This is a genomic window from Streptomyces sp. NPDC001822 (genome assembly GCF_042892135.1).
Taxonomy (GTDB): domain Bacteria; phylum Actinomycetota; class Actinomycetes; order Streptomycetales; family Streptomycetaceae; genus Streptomyces.
Genome location: NZ_JBIATW010000005.1, coordinates 75,329 through 89,527 on the forward strand (window position 1 = coordinate 75,329; position 14,199 = coordinate 89,527).

The 14,199-nt window shown below is 70.3% G+C and carries 10 protein-coding genes; 4 read left to right on the forward strand and 6 right to left on the reverse strand.

The window, feature by feature from the left end; translation table 11 throughout:
* Positions 1-9 precede the first annotated feature (9 nt).
* The 3 genes from ACFYY2_RS13675 to sucC all read right to left on the reverse strand — a co-directional run bounded on the left by ACFYY2_RS13675 (position 10) and on the right by sucC (position 3,673).
* Entirely contained in the window at positions 10-1,566 is a 1,557-nt protein-coding gene (locus ACFYY2_RS13675; protein WP_388741505.1) for an aldehyde dehydrogenase family protein, read from the reverse strand.
* A gap of 68 nt (positions 1,567-1,634) precedes the next feature.
* Positions 1,635-2,534 carry a succinate--CoA ligase subunit alpha gene (sucD, locus tag ACFYY2_RS13680; RefSeq protein WP_388741507.1) on the reverse strand — a complete coding sequence of 300 codons (900 nt, stop codon included), beginning with the start codon at positions 2,532-2,534 and terminating at the stop codon, positions 1,635-1,637.
* Between the two features lie 2 nt (positions 2,535-2,536).
* Positions 2,537-3,673, reverse strand: a complete 1,137-nt coding sequence (sucC, locus tag ACFYY2_RS13685; protein ID WP_388741510.1) for an ADP-forming succinate--CoA ligase subunit beta — start codon at positions 3,671-3,673, stop codon at positions 2,537-2,539.
* A 166-nt stretch (positions 3,674-3,839) separates the two neighbouring features.
* Between sucC and ACFYY2_RS13690 the strand changes: the two genes are divergently transcribed.
* The 4 genes from ACFYY2_RS13690 to ACFYY2_RS13705 all read left to right on the forward strand — a co-directional run bounded on the left by ACFYY2_RS13690 (position 3,840) and on the right by ACFYY2_RS13705 (position 10,457).
* The gene (locus ACFYY2_RS13690; protein ID WP_388741513.1) at positions 3,840-5,531 is read left to right on the forward strand and encodes a thiamine pyrophosphate-binding protein; all 1,692 of its coding nucleotides are present in this window, start codon (positions 3,840-3,842) and stop codon (positions 5,529-5,531) included.
* 13 nt (positions 5,532-5,544) lie between these two features.
* On the forward strand, positions 5,545-6,783 hold the full coding sequence (gene frc, locus ACFYY2_RS13695) for a formyl-CoA transferase (protein ID WP_327112597.1): 1,239 nt from the start codon (positions 5,545-5,547) through the stop codon (positions 6,781-6,783).
* Positions 6,784-6,785: 2 nt separating this feature from the next.
* Complete coding sequence (locus ACFYY2_RS13700; protein WP_388741516.1) at positions 6,786-8,942, forward strand: acetate--CoA ligase family protein; 2,157 nt, start codon at positions 6,786-6,788, stop codon at positions 8,940-8,942.
* Positions 8,943-9,065: 123 nt separating this feature from the next.
* Positions 9,066-10,457, forward strand: coding sequence for an OFA family MFS transporter (locus ACFYY2_RS13705; RefSeq protein ID WP_388741519.1), 1,392 nt, complete (start codon positions 9,066-9,068; stop codon positions 10,455-10,457).
* A gap of 74 nt (positions 10,458-10,531) precedes the next feature.
* Here ACFYY2_RS13705 and ACFYY2_RS13710 read toward each other — a convergent pair whose 3' ends face one another.
* The 3 genes from ACFYY2_RS13710 to eboE are packed head-to-tail and all read right to left on the reverse strand — an operon-like array spanning position 10,532 to position 14,197.
* The gene (locus ACFYY2_RS13710) at positions 10,532-11,599 is read right to left on the reverse strand and encodes a sugar phosphate isomerase/epimerase family protein (RefSeq protein WP_388741522.1); all 1,068 of its coding nucleotides are present in this window, start codon (positions 11,597-11,599) and stop codon (positions 10,532-10,534) included.
* Positions 11,600-11,639: 40 nt separating this feature from the next.
* A complete protein-coding gene (locus ACFYY2_RS13715; RefSeq protein WP_388741525.1) occupies positions 11,640-13,025 on the reverse strand; it encodes an alkaline phosphatase family protein in 1,386 nt (461 codons plus the stop codon).
* Positions 13,022-14,197, reverse strand: a complete 1,176-nt coding sequence (eboE, locus tag ACFYY2_RS13720) for a metabolite traffic protein EboE (RefSeq protein ID WP_388741528.1) — start codon at positions 14,195-14,197, stop codon at positions 13,022-13,024. The genes ACFYY2_RS13715 and eboE overlap by 4 nt, the downstream gene beginning before the upstream one ends.
* Positions 14,198-14,199: the final 2 nt, after the last annotated feature.

Below are 14,199 nucleotides of genomic sequence, written 5' to 3' on the forward strand. Positions count from 1 at the left end.
ACGGCCGGTCTACGGCATGAGGTGGTAGTCGGGGAAGTTGCCCGGCAGCCGCTCGTCCCCCGGGCCGTCGGTCACGGCGCGCACGAGGAGTTCACCGCCGACGAAGGCGCCTCGCCAGGAGGCGCCGAAGCCGCCGAAGAGCTCCTCCCGGTCCCCGCGTGAACGGGGCGTGCCGTGGCCGGTCTTGAACGCCCGGATCTGCGGAGCCAGCCGCTCGTACGTCGCCGGGTCGTCGGTGGACAGCGTGGCGACCAGAGCCCCGTTCGACGCGTTCATCGCCGCCAGGAGTTCGGCCTCCGTGTCGACCAGAACGATGGTGTCGACCGGCCCGAAGGGCTCGGCGTGGTGGAGCGGGGAGGAGCGCGGGGGGTTGAGCAGGGTGACCGGGTGGAGGTAGGCGCTGGTGTCCTGGCCCGGGAGGAAGAGGGCGTCGGCGGACGATCCCTGATGCAGGGGCACGGCACCCCGGTCGATCGCCTCGGTCACCTGGTCATGGAGTTCCTTGGCCTTGGTCGCGTTGATCAGGGGGCCGAAGTCCAGGCTGGGGAGCGGGTCGGAGGGGTGCCGCACCGCGAGCGGATGTCCGGTGCGCAGGGACCGTACGGCGGGCAGGTAGGCGGCCAGGAACTCGGCGAAGCGGTTCCGCTGGACGACGAACCTCGGGTAGGCGGTGCAGCGCTGCTTGCCGTAGTCGAAGAGCTTCGGGATGACGGCGGTCAGGGCGGCCCAGTCGGTGAAGTTCCAGATGCCCCAGGTGTTGAGGCCCTCCTGTTCGAGGATGTGGCGCTTGCCGAGGTCCGTGACGGCGGTGGCGATGCGGGCACCGGTGTCCCGGCCGCCGACGAAGGAGACGCAGCCGATCTCGGGCGACCGGACCAGCGGCTCGGAGAGTTCGCTGCCGCTTCCGCTGAGGAGGGTGAGCGGGACCCCTTCACGCGCGGCGAGGGCGCAGGCCAGCGTCAGGCACGCGACACCGCCGTCCGTGGGGGTCTTGGCGATCACCGCGTTTCCTGCGAGCGCCTGCACGAGCATGGCGTGGACCAGCACGGACATGGGGTAGTTCCAGCTGGCGATGTTGGAGACGGGGCCGGCGAGCGGCGTCCGGCCGGCCAGCAGACGGTCGCTGTGGTCCACGTACCAGCGGACGCCGTCGATGGCACGGTCCACGTCGGCCTGCGCGAGACGCCAGGGTTTGCCGATCTCCCAGACCAGGAGCAGGGCGAGGAGTTCGCGGTGTTCGGTCAGGGCGTCGAGCGTGGCCGAGACGCGGGCGCGCCGTTCGGCGAGGGGGATGTGGCGCCAGGCGCGGTGGGAGTCGAGCGCCGCGCGCACCGCCTGCCGGGCGGCCGGGGCGTCGAGTCGGGGCGGTCCGGCGATCGGGGTGCCGTCGACGGGGCTGGTCGCGGGGAGGGTGCGCCCGTCCACGTGCCAGGCGGCGCCCCAGAGATTGCTGACGCGGTCGTCCTGGAAGGCTTCGGGTGCCGTGGCCAGGCAGCGGCGCCATGCGTCCTGCCATGCCGTTCCGGGCTTGAGGGTGAGGGGTGCGGTGGTCGATGAGGGTGTCATGGGTCTCCGCTCTGGAATGCGGGGGCGGGAGGCGCGGGGGCGGGTGCCGGGGGCGGGAGGCCCGGGGCTCAGCCGCCCGGACGGAGGGTGGCGCGCAGGCGGTCCTCCGCCAGCCGGGCCGTTTCCGTGGGGGTGGCTCCCACCGCGACGCCCACGGCCTCCAGCGCCTTCTTCTTGGCCGCCGCCGTGCCCGACGAGCCCGAGACGATCGCTCCCGCGTGCCCCATCGTCTTGCCTTCCGGGGCCGTGAAGCCCGCGATGTAGCCGACCACCGGTTTGGTGACGTGCTCGGCGATGTACGCCGCCGCCCGTTCCTCCGCGTCGCCGCCGATCTCGCCGATGAGGACGATCAGTTCCGTGTCGGGGTCCTGTTCGAAGGCCGCCAGGCAGTCGATGTGCGTCGTGCCGATCACCGGGTCCCCGCCGATCCCCACCGCCGTGGAGAACCCGGTGTCGCGGAGTTCGTGCATCAACTGGTAGGTGAGCGTGCCGGACTTGGAAACGAGTCCGATGCGGCCGGGCTTCGTCGCGATGTCGGCCGGGATGATGCCCGCGTTGGACTGTCCCGGGCTGATCACCCCGGGACAGTTGGGGCCCAGGATGCGGGTGCCGCGCTCCTTGGCGTAGGCGTGGAAGGCCACTGCGTCGTGGACGGGGATGCCCTCGGTGATGACGACGGCCAGGCCGATGCCCGCGTCGGCCGCCTCGACGACGGCGGCCCTGGCGAAGGGCGGGGGGACGAAGACGACGGTGACGTCGGCGCCGGTGGCCTCCATGCCGTCGCGCACGGAGCCGAAGACCGGGACCGTACGGTCGTCGAGGTCCACGGTCCGGCCCGCCTTGCGCGGGTTGACCCCGCCGACGATCTGCGTGCCCGCGGCGAGCATCCGGCGGGTGTGCTTCATGCCCTCGGCGCCCGTCATGCCCTGGACGAGGACCTTGCTCTCCTTGCTGAGGAAGATAGCCATGATCAGTGCCCTCCCAGGGCCAGTCGGGCCGCCCGGTCCGCGGCGCCGTCCATGGTGGTGACCTGCTGGACCATCGGGTGCGCGCGTTCGTCGAGGATCGCGCGGCCCCGCGCGGCGCTGTTGCCGTCGAGCCGGACCACCAGGGGTTTGGTGAGGTGCACGGAGTCCAGCGCCTGGACGATGCCGTCGGCGACGGCGTCGCAGGCGGTGATGCCGCCGAAGACGTTGACGAAGACGGACTTCACGGACGGGTCGGAGAGGATGACCGTGAGCCCGTCGGCCATGACGCGGGCAGAGGCGCCGCCCCCGATGTCGAGGAAGTTGGCCGGGCGGGCACCGCAGCCGGCGACGACGTCGAGGGTGGACATGACGAGCCCCGCGCCGTTGCCGATGATGCCGACCTCGCCGTCGAGCTTCACGTAGTTGAGACCCTTGGCTGCGGCCGCCGCCTCCAGCGGGTCGCCGTGCGGGTCCGTCGGGTCGTCGCCCCAACGGGACTGCCGGAAGGCCGCGTTGTCGTCGAGCGTGACCTTGCCGTCGAGGGCGAGTATCCGGCCGTCCGTCGTGCGCACCAGCGGGTTGACCTCGACGAGCAGGGCGTCCTCCTGGGTGAGGACCTGCCACAGCGCCTGGATCACGGGGGCGGTCTCCGGCGGCAGTGCGGCCGCCTCGGCGATGCGCGCGGCCTCTGCCTCCGTGACGCCCTTTGCCGGGTCGACGTGGATGCGGGCCACGGCCTCGGGGCGGGTGGCGGCGACCTCCTCGATGTCCATGCCGCCCTCCGCGGAGGCGATGGCGAGGAAGGTCCCGGCGGCCCGGTCGAGGACGAAGCTCACGTAGAACTCCGCCTCGATGTCGACGGGCTGGGCGAGCATCACCTTCCGGACGAGGTGGCCCTTGATGTCCATGCCGAGTATCTGCCGGGCGGTGACGACGGCGGCCCCCGGGTCCGCCGCGACCTTCACCCCGCCGGCCTTGCCGCGGCCACCGGTCTTCACCTGCGCCTTGACGACGACGCGGCCCCCGAGCCGTTCGGCCGCGCCGTGGGCCTCGGACGCCTGGTCCACGACCTCGGCCTCCGGCACGGCGATGCCGTGGTCCGCGAAGAGTTGCCTTGCCTGGTGCTCGTACAGATCCATAGCCACTCCCGATCGTGCCGATTGTGAAAGTGCCGCACGCCCCCTGGACACCACCCACCGGATGCGGGATAACAATCTTCATACAGTATTCGTCGACTGTATGCAATGTACCGCGAGAGCGGCGGAGCGGCTCCCGCACTCCCCTACGAAGGGACAGGACAACGCCATGCCCGAGGACAGCCAGGACAGCCAGAACCTCATCTCCGGTGGGCACTTGGTCGCCAAGGCACTCAAGGCGGAGGGGGTGGAGCGCATCTACACCCTCTGCGGCGGCCACATCATCGACATCTACGACGGCTGCGTCGACGAGGGCATCGAGGTCGTCGACGTACGCCACGAGCAGGTCGCCGCCCACGCCGCCGACGGCTACGCCCGCATCACCGGCAAGCCGGGCTGTGCCGTGGTCACCGCGGGCCCCGGAACCACCGACGCCGTCACCGGCGTGGCCAACGCGTACCGCGCCGAGTCACCCATGCTCCTGATCGGTGGTCAGGGAGCGCACACACAGCACAAGATGGGCTCGCTGCAGGACCTCCCGCACGTCGACATGATGACGCCCATCACGAAGTTCGCGGCCACCGTGCCGGACACCGCGCGCGCGGCGGACATGGTCTCGATGGCCTTCCGTGAGTGCTACCACGGCGCTCCGGGACCGTCGTTCCTGGAGATCCCGCGCGATGTGCTGGACGCGAAGGTACCGGTGAGCAAGGCGCGCGTCCCCGAGGAGGGCCGCTACCGCGCCTCCACCAGGGCGGCGGGCGACCCCGCCGACGTCGAGAAGCTCGCCGATCTGCTCGTCCACGCCGAGAAGCCGGCGATCCTGCTCGGCAGCCAGGTCTGGACGACGCGGGCGACGGACTCGGCCACCGAGCTCGTGCGCACCCTGAACATCCCCGCGTACATGAACGGCGCCGGCCGCGGCACCCTCCCGCCGGGCGACCCGCACCACTTCCAGCTCTCGCGGCGCTACGCGTTCTCCAACGCCGACCTCATCGTGATCGTGGGGACGCCCTTCGACTTCCGGATGGGCTACGGCAAGCGGCTCTCGCCCTCCGCCACGGTCGTCCAGATCGACCTGGACTACCGCACCGTGGGCAAGAACCGTGACATCGACCTCGGCATCGTCGGTGACGCCTCGCTGGTGCTGAAAGCGGTCACGGAGGCCGCGAGCGGCCGGCTCAACGGCGGGTCGGCCTCGCGCAAGGCATGGCTGGACGAGCTGCGGGCCGCCGAGCAGACCGCGATCGAGAAGCGGCTGCCGCAGCTTAAGTCGGACGCCTCGCCCATCCACCCGTACCGGCTGGTGAGCGAGATCAACGACTTCCTCACCGAGGACTCCATCTACATCGGGGACGGCGGCGACATCGTCACCTTCTCCGGCCAGGTCGTCCAGCCCCGTACCCCCGGCCACTGGATGGACCCGGGTCCGCTCGGCACGCTCGGCGTCGGCGTGCCGTTCGTGCTGGCCGCCAAGCAGGCCAGGCCGGACAAGGAGGTCGTGGCCCTCTTCGGTGACGGCGCGTTCTCCCTGACCGGCTGGGACTTCGAGACGCTGGTCCGCTACAACCTCCCCTTCGTCGGCATCGTCGGCAACAACTCCTCGATGAACCAGATCCGTTACGGCCAGAAGGCCAAGTACGGAGACGAGCGCGAGCGGATCGGCAACACCCTCGGCGACGTCCATTACGACAAATTCGCCCAGATGCTCGGCGGTTACGGCGAAGAGGTCCGCGACCCGGCGGACATCGCCCCCGCCCTCCAGCGGGCCCGCGAGTCGGGGCTGCCCTCGCTGATCAACGTCTGGGTCGACCCGGACGCGTACGCCCCCGGAACGATGAACCAGACCATGTACAAGTAGAGGAGCCGTCGGCATGACCAAAGCCCTTGAGGGCGTACGCGTCCTCGACATGACCCACGTACAGTCCGGGCCCTCGGCGACCCAGTTGCTCGGCTGGCTCGGTGCGGACGTCGTCAAGCTGGAGGCGCCGAGCGGGGACATCACCCGCAAGCAGTTGCGCGACCTGCCCGACGTCGACTCCCTCTACTTCACGATGCTCAACTGCAACAAGCGGAGCATCACCCTGAACACCAAGAGCGAGCGCGGCAAGGAGATCCTGACGGAGCTGATCCGCCGCAGCGACGTCATGGTCGAGAACTTCGGACCGGGCGCCGTGGACCGCATGGGGTTCACCTGGGAACGCATCCAGGAGATCAACCCCCGGATCGTCTACGCCTCCATCAAGGGCTTCGGCGAAGGCCCGTACACCAACTTCAAGGCGTACGAGGTCGTCGCGCAGGCCATGGGCGGATCGATGTCCACCACCGGCTTCGAGGACGGCCCGCCGCTCGCGACCGGCGCGCAGATCGGCGACTCGGGCACCGGTATCCACGCGGTGGCCGGCATCCTCGCGGCGCTGTTCCAGCGCGAGAGCACGGGGCGCGGACAGCGGGTGAACGTGGCGATGCAGCACGCGGTGCTCAACCTCTGCCGGGTCAAGCTGCGCGACCAGCAGCGCCTGGCGCACGGGCCGCTCGCCGAGTACCCGAACGCCCAGGACACGGCGGAGGCCGACGAGGTGCCGCGCAGCGGCAACGCCAGCGGCGGCGGCCAGCCGGGCTGGGCGGTGAAGTGCGCGCCGGGCGGCCCGAACGACTACGTGTACGTCATCGTCCAGCCCGTCGGCTGGAAGCCCCTGTCCGCTCTGATCGGACGCCCGGAGCTCGCGGAGGACCCCGAGTGGGCGACGCCGGAGTCACGGCTGCCGAAGCTCGGCAAGATGTTCCAGCTCATCGAGGAGTGGTCGGCCGGCCTGCCCAAGTGGGAGGTCCTGGAGCAGCTGAACGCGCACAACATCCCCTGCGGTCCGATCCTCTCGACGAAGGAGATCGTCGAGGACGAGTCCCTCGCCGCCAACGAGATGGTCGTCCAGGTCGAACACCCCGAGCGCGGGACCTTCACCACCGTCGGCAGCCCGCTGAAGCTGTCCGACTCCCCCGTCGACATCGTGACCTCCCCGCTCCTGGGCGAGCACAACGCGGAGGTGTACGTCGGTGAACTCGGCCTGGGCGACGAGGAACTGCGGCTGCTGAAGACGAACGGAGTCATCTGAGCATGGCCGGAACAGTCGAGACACAGGAGCAGGAACGCGTCAGGGCGCTGCTCGACCGCGTCCGGAGCGAGGGGCGCGGCGCGCTCACCGCCCCGGAGGGGAAGATCGTCGCCGACGCGTACGGGATCACGGTGCCGGGCGAGGGCCTGGCCACGGACGTCGACGAGGCGGTGGCCCTGGCCGACCGGCTCGGCGGCCCCGTCGTCCTCAAGATCGTCTCCCCCGACATCCTGCACAAGACGGATGCGGGCGGCGTCGTGGTGGGGGTGTCGGGCGCGCAGGAGGTGCGCGAGGCCTTCTGCCGGATCGTGAAGAACGCGCGGGCCTACTCGGCCGACGCCCGGATCGACGGCGTGCAGGTGCAGCAGCTGGTGCCGCCCGGCCAGGAGGTCATCGTCGGGGCGGTCACCGATCCGACGTTCGGCAAGGTGGTGGCGTTCGGACTCGGCGGGGTCCTGGTGGAGGTGCTGAAGGACATCACCTTCCGGCTGGCACCGGTGACGGCGGACGAGGCGCAGTCGATGCTCGACTCGATCGGTGCCGCGGAGATCCTGAAGGGGGTGCGCGGGGCGCCGGCCGTGGACCGGTGGGCGCTGGCCGAGCAGATCCGGCGGGTGTCCCAGCTGGTCACGGACTTCCCCGAGATCGCCGAGGTCGACCTCAACCCGGTCATCGCCTCGCCGGACGGTGCGGTCGCCGCCGACATCCGGATCCTGCTGACGACGAAGGAGGTGAAACCGCGCCGGCGCTACAGCCGGGAGGAGATCCTCGTCTCGATGCGCAAGCTGATGCAGCCGCGTTCCGTCGCGGTCATCGGCGCCTCGAACGAGCAGGGCAAGATAGGCAATTCGGTGATGCGGAACCTCATCGACGGGGGTTTCGCGGGCGAGATCCATCCGGTGAACCCCAAGGCCGATGACATTCTGGGCCGCAAGGCGTACAAGAGTGTCACCGACGTTCCCGGTGAGGTGGATGTGGCGGTCTTCGCGATCCCCGCCAAGTTCGTTGCATCGGCGCTCAAGGAGGTGGGCCGCAAGGGGATCCCCAACGCCGTGCTGATTCCGTCCGGCTTCGCCGAGACGGGCGAACAGGCGCTGCAGGACGAGATCGTGGCGGTCGGTGAGCAGTACGGCGTGCGGCTGCTCGGGCCGAACATCTACGGCTACTACTCGACCTGGCAGGACCTCTGCGCCACCTTCTGCACCCCGTACGACGTCAAGGGGTCGGTGGCACTGACCTCGCAGTCCGGTGGCATCGGCATGGCCATCCTGGGCTTCGCGCGGTCGACGAAGACGGGGGTGTCCGCGATCGTCGGGCTCGGCAACAAGTCGGACATCGACGAGGACGACCTGCTGACCTGGTTCGGCGAGGACCCCAACACCGAGTGCATCGCGATGCACCTGGAGGACCTCAAGGACGGCCGTGCCTTCGTGGAGGCGGCCCGGGCGACCGTGCCGAAGAAGCCCGTCGTGGTCCTCAAGGCGGGGCGTACGAGCGCGGGTGCCAAGGCGGCGGGGTCCCACACCGGGGCGCTGGCCGGGGACGACGCCGTGTACGACGACATCCTGCGGCAGGCGGGGGTGATCCGGGCGCCGGGCCTGAACGACATGCTGGAGTACGCGCGGGCGCTGCCCGTGCTGCCGGCGCCCAAGGGCGACAACGTCGTGATCATCACGGGGGCGGGCGGGTCGGGGGTGCTCCTCTCGGACGCGATCGTCGACAACGGGCTCTCGCTGATGGAGATCCCGCCGGACCTCGACACGGCGTTCAAGGCGTTCATCCCGCCGTTCGGCGCGGCCGGCAATCCGATCGACATCACGGGCGGTGAGCCGCCGTCGACGTACGAGGCGACGATCCGGCTGGGGATGGAGGATCCGCGGATCCACGCGCTGGTCCTCGGCTACTGGCACACGATCGTCACTCCGCCGATGGTCTTCGCCGAGCTGACGGCCCGGGTGGTGGAGGAGTTCCGGGCGCGTGGGATCGAGAAGCCCGTGGTCGCGTCGCTGGCGGGTGACACCGAGGTGGAGGACGCCTGCGCGTACCTCTTCGAGCGGGGTGTCGTCGCCTATCCGTACACCACGGAGCGGCCCGTCGCCGTGCTCGGCGCGAAGTACAGGTGGGCCAGGGCCGCCGGTCTGCTGGGCGGTGGCCGATGACCTGATGACGACGGCTCGAACCACGGGGTCCGCGGCGAACCGCGCGGCTGCGGACCCCGGCGCGAAGTGAGAACGGGCAGGGGGCGCTGGCCAGACTTCTTCCACGCAAGGGGTTCGATCGACATGACGACTGCAAACCTCTCCACACCCGTCCCCTTCAGGGAGGTGACGGACGCCAACGGCCGGACGTACCGGCTCGGCGAGAGCGACATCGACATCCTGGGCCGCAAGCGCAAGTGGATGGTCATCCTGCCGTGGGTCGGCATGATGGGCATCAGCTCGGCCGAGTACGCCTTCGCGTCGGCGGAGGACACACTGCACCACGCGCACAACTGGAACAGCGGTCACATCTACTGGATGATGACGGTCTGGGTGTTCTTCCAGGCTGCGGTGGCGATGCCCGCGGGCAGACTGCGGGAGACCGGCAGGCTGCCGGCCCGCTGGGCGATGATGCTCGGTGCGGGAGGCACCCTCCTCGGATACCTCTCCCTGGCGTACGCGCCGCACGTGATCTTCGCGTACATCGGCTTCAGCGTCTTCTCCGGTATGGGCGCCGGCATGGTGTACGCCACCTGCGTGAACATGGTCGGCAAGTGGTACCCGGAGCGCAGGGGCGGCAAGACGGGCTTCGTCAACGGCGGTTTCGCCTACGGCTCGGTGCCGTTCGTCTTCATCTTCACCGGGTTCATGGACATCACCAACTTCCGCTGGGTCCTGGTGTCGGTCGGCGTCTTCCTCGCGGTGATGGTGGCGTGCGCCGGCTTCTTCTTCCGGGACCCGCCGAAGAACTGGTGGCCCGCCGAGATCGACCCGCTGAACCCGCCCGAGGACCCGCGGGCGCGCCGTTCGCTGGAGAAGAACCCGCCGGCCATCAAGCAGTACTCCCCCGGCGAGGCGTGGAAGACCGGCCGGGTGGCACTGATGTGGGTCTGCCTCGCCTGTACCTCCGGGGTGAACATCTTCGGAATCGCCTTCCAGGTCGACATCGGCCAGGACGCGGGCTTCGCGGCCGGGATCGTGGCCACCGCCATGTCGCTCAAGGCGATCGTCAACGGCACCGGGCGCGGCGTCATCGGCTGGCTCTCCGACCTCTACGGCCGCAAGAAGTGCCTGCTCTACGTCTGCGTCATCCTGGGGCTCGCCCAGTTCGGCATCATCTGGTCGGCGGACATGCAGAGCCTTCCGCTGTTCCTGCTCTTCTCCGCGATCTCCGGGTTCGGCGGCGGCGCCATCTTCCCGATGTTCGCAGCGATGACGGCGGACTACTTCGGTGAGAACAACAACGCCACGAACTACGGCATGGTCTACAGCTCCAAGCTCGTCTCCGGACTCGGGGCGGGGATGGGCTTCATGGTCGTCGACGCCTGGGGGCTCAACGGCGCCTTCATCCTGGCGGGCAGCATCTCGTTCTTCGCGGGGTTCCTCGCCCTGTTCCTCGCGGCACCCGGCCGCGACCGCAAGGGCAACCTCCTCAAGGCCCCGGCTCCGGCCCCGGTGAGCCGGGAGACGGACTGATCGCCACGGCGACGGCACATACGTGTGGGGCCCGGTTCCTGGAACCGGGCCCCACACGTGTGTGCTGTCGGGTGTCAGTCGCCGCAGCGGCTCTCGCGCAGCGAGTGCAGGTGCTCGCTGGACTTGCGGGCGAAGGCGAAGGACTCGACCGGGTTGTCGTGCTCGGTCTGCCAGTGGTGGTAGGTGCGGCCCCGGTGCGTCCGCGCGGTGACCCGGCTCAGGAAGTTCTTGTAGTCGATGTCGCCGTCGCCGACGTCGGTCATGTCGTATCCGTCGCGGGCGGCGTCGTTGCGGGTGCCGTCCTTGACGTGGAAGAGCGGGTAGCGGTCGGGCTGCTTGAGCACGTAGTCGATGGGGTTGAAGGGCGCCGGTGTGCCGTCCGCCCGCTTGCCGAAGCGGAACTGGGCGCAGAAGGCCCAGTAGATGTCCATCTCCAGGTAGACGAGGTCGGGGTCGGTCTCGGCGAGCAGCACGTCGTAGAGCCGTACGTTCGGCTTGTCGGTGGCGAAGGAGAACTCCTCCGCGTGGTTGTGCTGGTAGAACTTCATGCCTCGCTTGCGGGCGGCGGCACCGTAGGTGTTGAAGTCCTCGGCGGCGCGCTTCCAGCCGTCGACGGTGGAGCCGTAGCGGAAGGGCCCGGAGGCGGTGCCGATGTGCTTCAGGCCGAGGGCCTCGGCGTCGTCGAGGACCTTGGTGAGGTTCTGGGCGAAGGTGTAGGCGCCGGGGTTGTTGTCGTCGGAGTAGCCGACGTGGCTCCCGATGGGGTTCAGCCCGTGGTCCTTGGCCAGCTTCTTGAGCTGGGCGAGGGTGATGGCCCCCGCCGAGCCCTGGGTGTACCCGGCGAACTCGATCTCGTCGTAACCGTACTTCTCGAGTTCGGCGAAGACCGGCGCGAAGCCGAGAGTGGAGACCTTGTCCCGCAGGCTGTACAGCTGGATGCCGAGGCGGCCGGGGGGCAGGACGGGGCGGCCCTTGCCGTGCCCGTGTCCGTGGCCGTGGCCCTTGCCCTGCGCGCTCTGCGGGGTCGCCGCCTGCGCGGCGCCGCCGATGAGTGTGGCGGCGGCGGTCCCTGCGGCGACGCCCAGGATGTTGCGGCGGCTGAGTCTGCTCGCGAGTTCCGGGTCCTTCGGGGTGCGGCTCATGATCACGTATCTCCCTGTGGATGTGCGGGCGGGCGGATGGTCAGTGCAGTCCGGCGAGCTGGAGGAGCAGGGACTTCACTTCGGTGGCCTGGACTCGGCCGGTGAACGCGTGGGGGGCGGAGCAGAGGATGAGCGGACCTTCGTCGTCGCTCGTGGGGAGGCGGCCGTGGCTGCCGCGGATGGGTGAGGGGTCGAGCGGGACGACCGCCATGCGGTAGCGCATGCCGAGCTTCTTGCGCGCCACCGCCGAGACCGCCTTGACCCGGACGTAGGGGTCCTGGGGGTCCATGAAGAGCTCCACGGGGTCGTAGCCCGGTTTGCGGTGGATCTCGACGAGCTGCGCGAAGTCGGGAGCGCGGGCGTCGTCGAGCCAGTAGTAGTACGTGAACCAGGCGTCCTTCTCCGCGACGGCGACCAGCTCACCGGAGCGTGGGTGGTCGAGGTGGTTGGCCTTCTTTCCCTCGTCGTCCAGGAGTTCGGCGATCCCGGGCAGGTCCGCGAGCGCCTCCCTCGTGGCGTCGAGGTCCTCCGGCCTGCGCACGTAGACGTGGGCGAGCTGGTGGTCGGCGACGGCGAAGGCGCGTGACGTCATCGGGTCGAGGTACTCCATGCCGTCCTGGGTGTGCACCTCCAGCAGGCCGGCCCGGCGCAGGGCGCGGTTGATGTCCACGGGGCGGTCGACCCGGGTGATGCCGTACTCGGAGAGCGCGACGACGGTGCGGCCCTGGGCCCTCGCGTCGTCGAGCAGGGGCGCCACGGCACGGTCGAGGTCGGCCGCCGCACGGTGGGAGCGCGGGTCGTCGGGGCCGAAGCGCTGGAGGTCGTAGTCGAGGTGTGGGAGGTAGCAGAGCGCCAGGTCGGGCTTGCGGGTGGCGAGGATGTGCCGGGTGGCGTCGATGATCCACTGCGAGGACACGAGGTCCGCACCGGGACCCCAGAAGTGGAAGAGGGGGAAGGTGCCGAGCTTCTCGGTCAGTTCGTCGTGCAGCGCCGGGGGCCTGGTGTAGCAGTCGGGTTCCTTGCGGCCGTCGGCGTAGTAGACGGGCCGGGGGGTGACGGTCCAGTCGGTGTCGGCGCCCATTGCGTACCACCAGCAGATGTTGGCGACGGTGTACCCGGGGTACGCGCGCCGGGCGGCGTCCCAGAGCTTGTCGCCCTCGACGAGCCCGTTGTGCTGCCGCCACAGGAGGACGTCGCCGAGCTCCCGGAAGTACCAGCCGTTGGCCACGATGCCGTGCTCGGAGGGCATCGTGCCGGTGAGGAAGGTGGACTGGGCGGCGCAGGTGACGGCCGGCAGCACGGTGGACAGCGGCGCCTTCGACCCGGCCATGGCCCGCAGGTTCGGCATGTGCGCGAGCAGTTGGGGGGTGAGTCCGACGACGTCGAGGACGAGCAGCGGAGTGGGGCGGGTATCCGGCGCGGTCATGGGAGCTCCTTCAGCCCGAGGTCGACGAGGAGGTCGCGGGCGAGGGTCAGTTCGGCGGCGATGCCGTCGGCCAGCTGGGTGCGGGTGCGCGGCCGCTGTTCGGCGGGGAGCGCCTGCCAGGTGTACGTCTCGACTTCGAGGTGCCTGGTGAGGGGCACCGCGCCGCCGACGAGCCGGGTCAGCACGGACTGGAGCACGGGCAGGGTGGAGGTGAGCGGAGGCGCGGGCGGTGCGTGCAGGGGTACGTGGAAGTGCGAGCGCCAGGGCGTGCTGTCGGGGAGCGCCCCGCCGGAGACCGCCTCCTCCAGATCGTCGGTGCCCCGGAGCCCGGCGGCGGTCGATGCGCGGGTCTGGTGCAGGAAGCGGGGTTCCGCGAACGCGCCCAGAGCGGCTCGGACCTCGGGCAGGTGCGGGTGCTCCGCGTGCAGCGCGGCGGAGAGCTGCGCCTTGACCACGCGGATGCCGGCCGCCCCGAGGGCGTCGAGCGCGGTGTCCGGGTCCTCGAAGGAGGTCGCGAGGTGACAGGTGTCGACGCAGATGCCGATGCGTTCGTGCCGGACGGCCGTCAGGGGCGCGATGGCGTCGGCGGTGGTCTCGACCGTGCAGCCGGGTTCGGGTTCGAGGCCGATCCCGATGGACTTGCCGGTCAGCTCGGCGAGCGCGTCGAGCCGCTGCGCGAGCACCGTGAGCGCCTTCCGCGCGGTGCCCGCGGCCGTCGGGTCGTCGTCGAAGGGGGTGCGCCACGCGATCGGGAGGGTCGAGATGGTGCCGTCGGTGACGTCGTCGGGGAGCAGGGCGGCAAGCAGCCGCGCCAGGTCCGTGGTGTGGGCGAGGCGCTCGGGGTCGGTCCAGTCCGGGCTGTAGACCCGGTACTTGACCTCCTGGGCGCCGAAGCCCTCGTAGGGGAAGCCGTTGAGGGTGACCACTTCCAGGCCGCGCCGGTCGAGCTCTCCGCGCAGCGAGCGGAGTGCCGCGGGGTCGTTGATCAGGGCGCGCGCGGCGTCCCGGGCGAGCCAGAGGCCGATGCCGAGCCGGTCGCGCCCGAGCCGTCTGCGTACGGGTTCGCAGTGGTCGCGCAGCTGGGCGCGCACCCCTTCGAGGGTTTCGGCCGGATGCACGTTCGTGCAGTAGGAGAGGTGGACGACGGAGCCGTCCGGGTGGCGGAAGCGCATGG

What these genes read in the sequence shown, in the direction of transcription:
- ACFYY2_RS13675 (WP_388741505.1), bottom strand. Translation starts at nt 1,566, where the DNA reads ATGACACCCTCATCGACCACCGCACCCCTCACCCTCAAGCCCGGAACG.
- sucD (WP_388741507.1), bottom strand. Translation starts at nt 2,534, where the DNA reads ATGGCTATCTTCCTCAGCAAGGAGAGCAAGGTCCTCGTCCAGGGCATG.
- sucC (WP_388741510.1), bottom strand. Translation starts at nt 3,673, where the DNA reads ATGGATCTGTACGAGCACCAGGCAAGGCAACTCTTCGCGGACCACGGC.
- ACFYY2_RS13690 (WP_388741513.1), top strand. Translation starts at nt 3,840, where the DNA reads ATGCCCGAGGACAGCCAGGACAGCCAGAACCTCATCTCCGGTGGGCAC.
- frc (WP_327112597.1), top strand. Translation starts at nt 5,545, where the DNA reads ATGACCAAAGCCCTTGAGGGCGTACGCGTCCTCGACATGACCCACGTA.
- ACFYY2_RS13700 (WP_388741516.1), top strand. Translation starts at nt 6,786, where the DNA reads ATGGCCGGAACAGTCGAGACACAGGAGCAGGAACGCGTCAGGGCGCTG.
- ACFYY2_RS13705 (WP_388741519.1), top strand. Translation starts at nt 9,066, where the DNA reads ATGACGACTGCAAACCTCTCCACACCCGTCCCCTTCAGGGAGGTGACG.
- ACFYY2_RS13710 (WP_388741522.1), bottom strand. Translation starts at nt 11,599, where the DNA reads ATGAGCCGCACCCCGAAGGACCCGGAACTCGCGAGCAGACTCAGCCGC.
- ACFYY2_RS13715 (WP_388741525.1), bottom strand. Translation starts at nt 13,025, where the DNA reads ATGACCGCGCCGGATACCCGCCCCACTCCGCTGCTCGTCCTCGACGTC.
- eboE (WP_388741528.1), bottom strand. Translation starts at nt 14,197, where the DNA reads ATGCGCTTCCGCCACCCGGACGGCTCCGTCGTCCACCTCTCCTACTGC.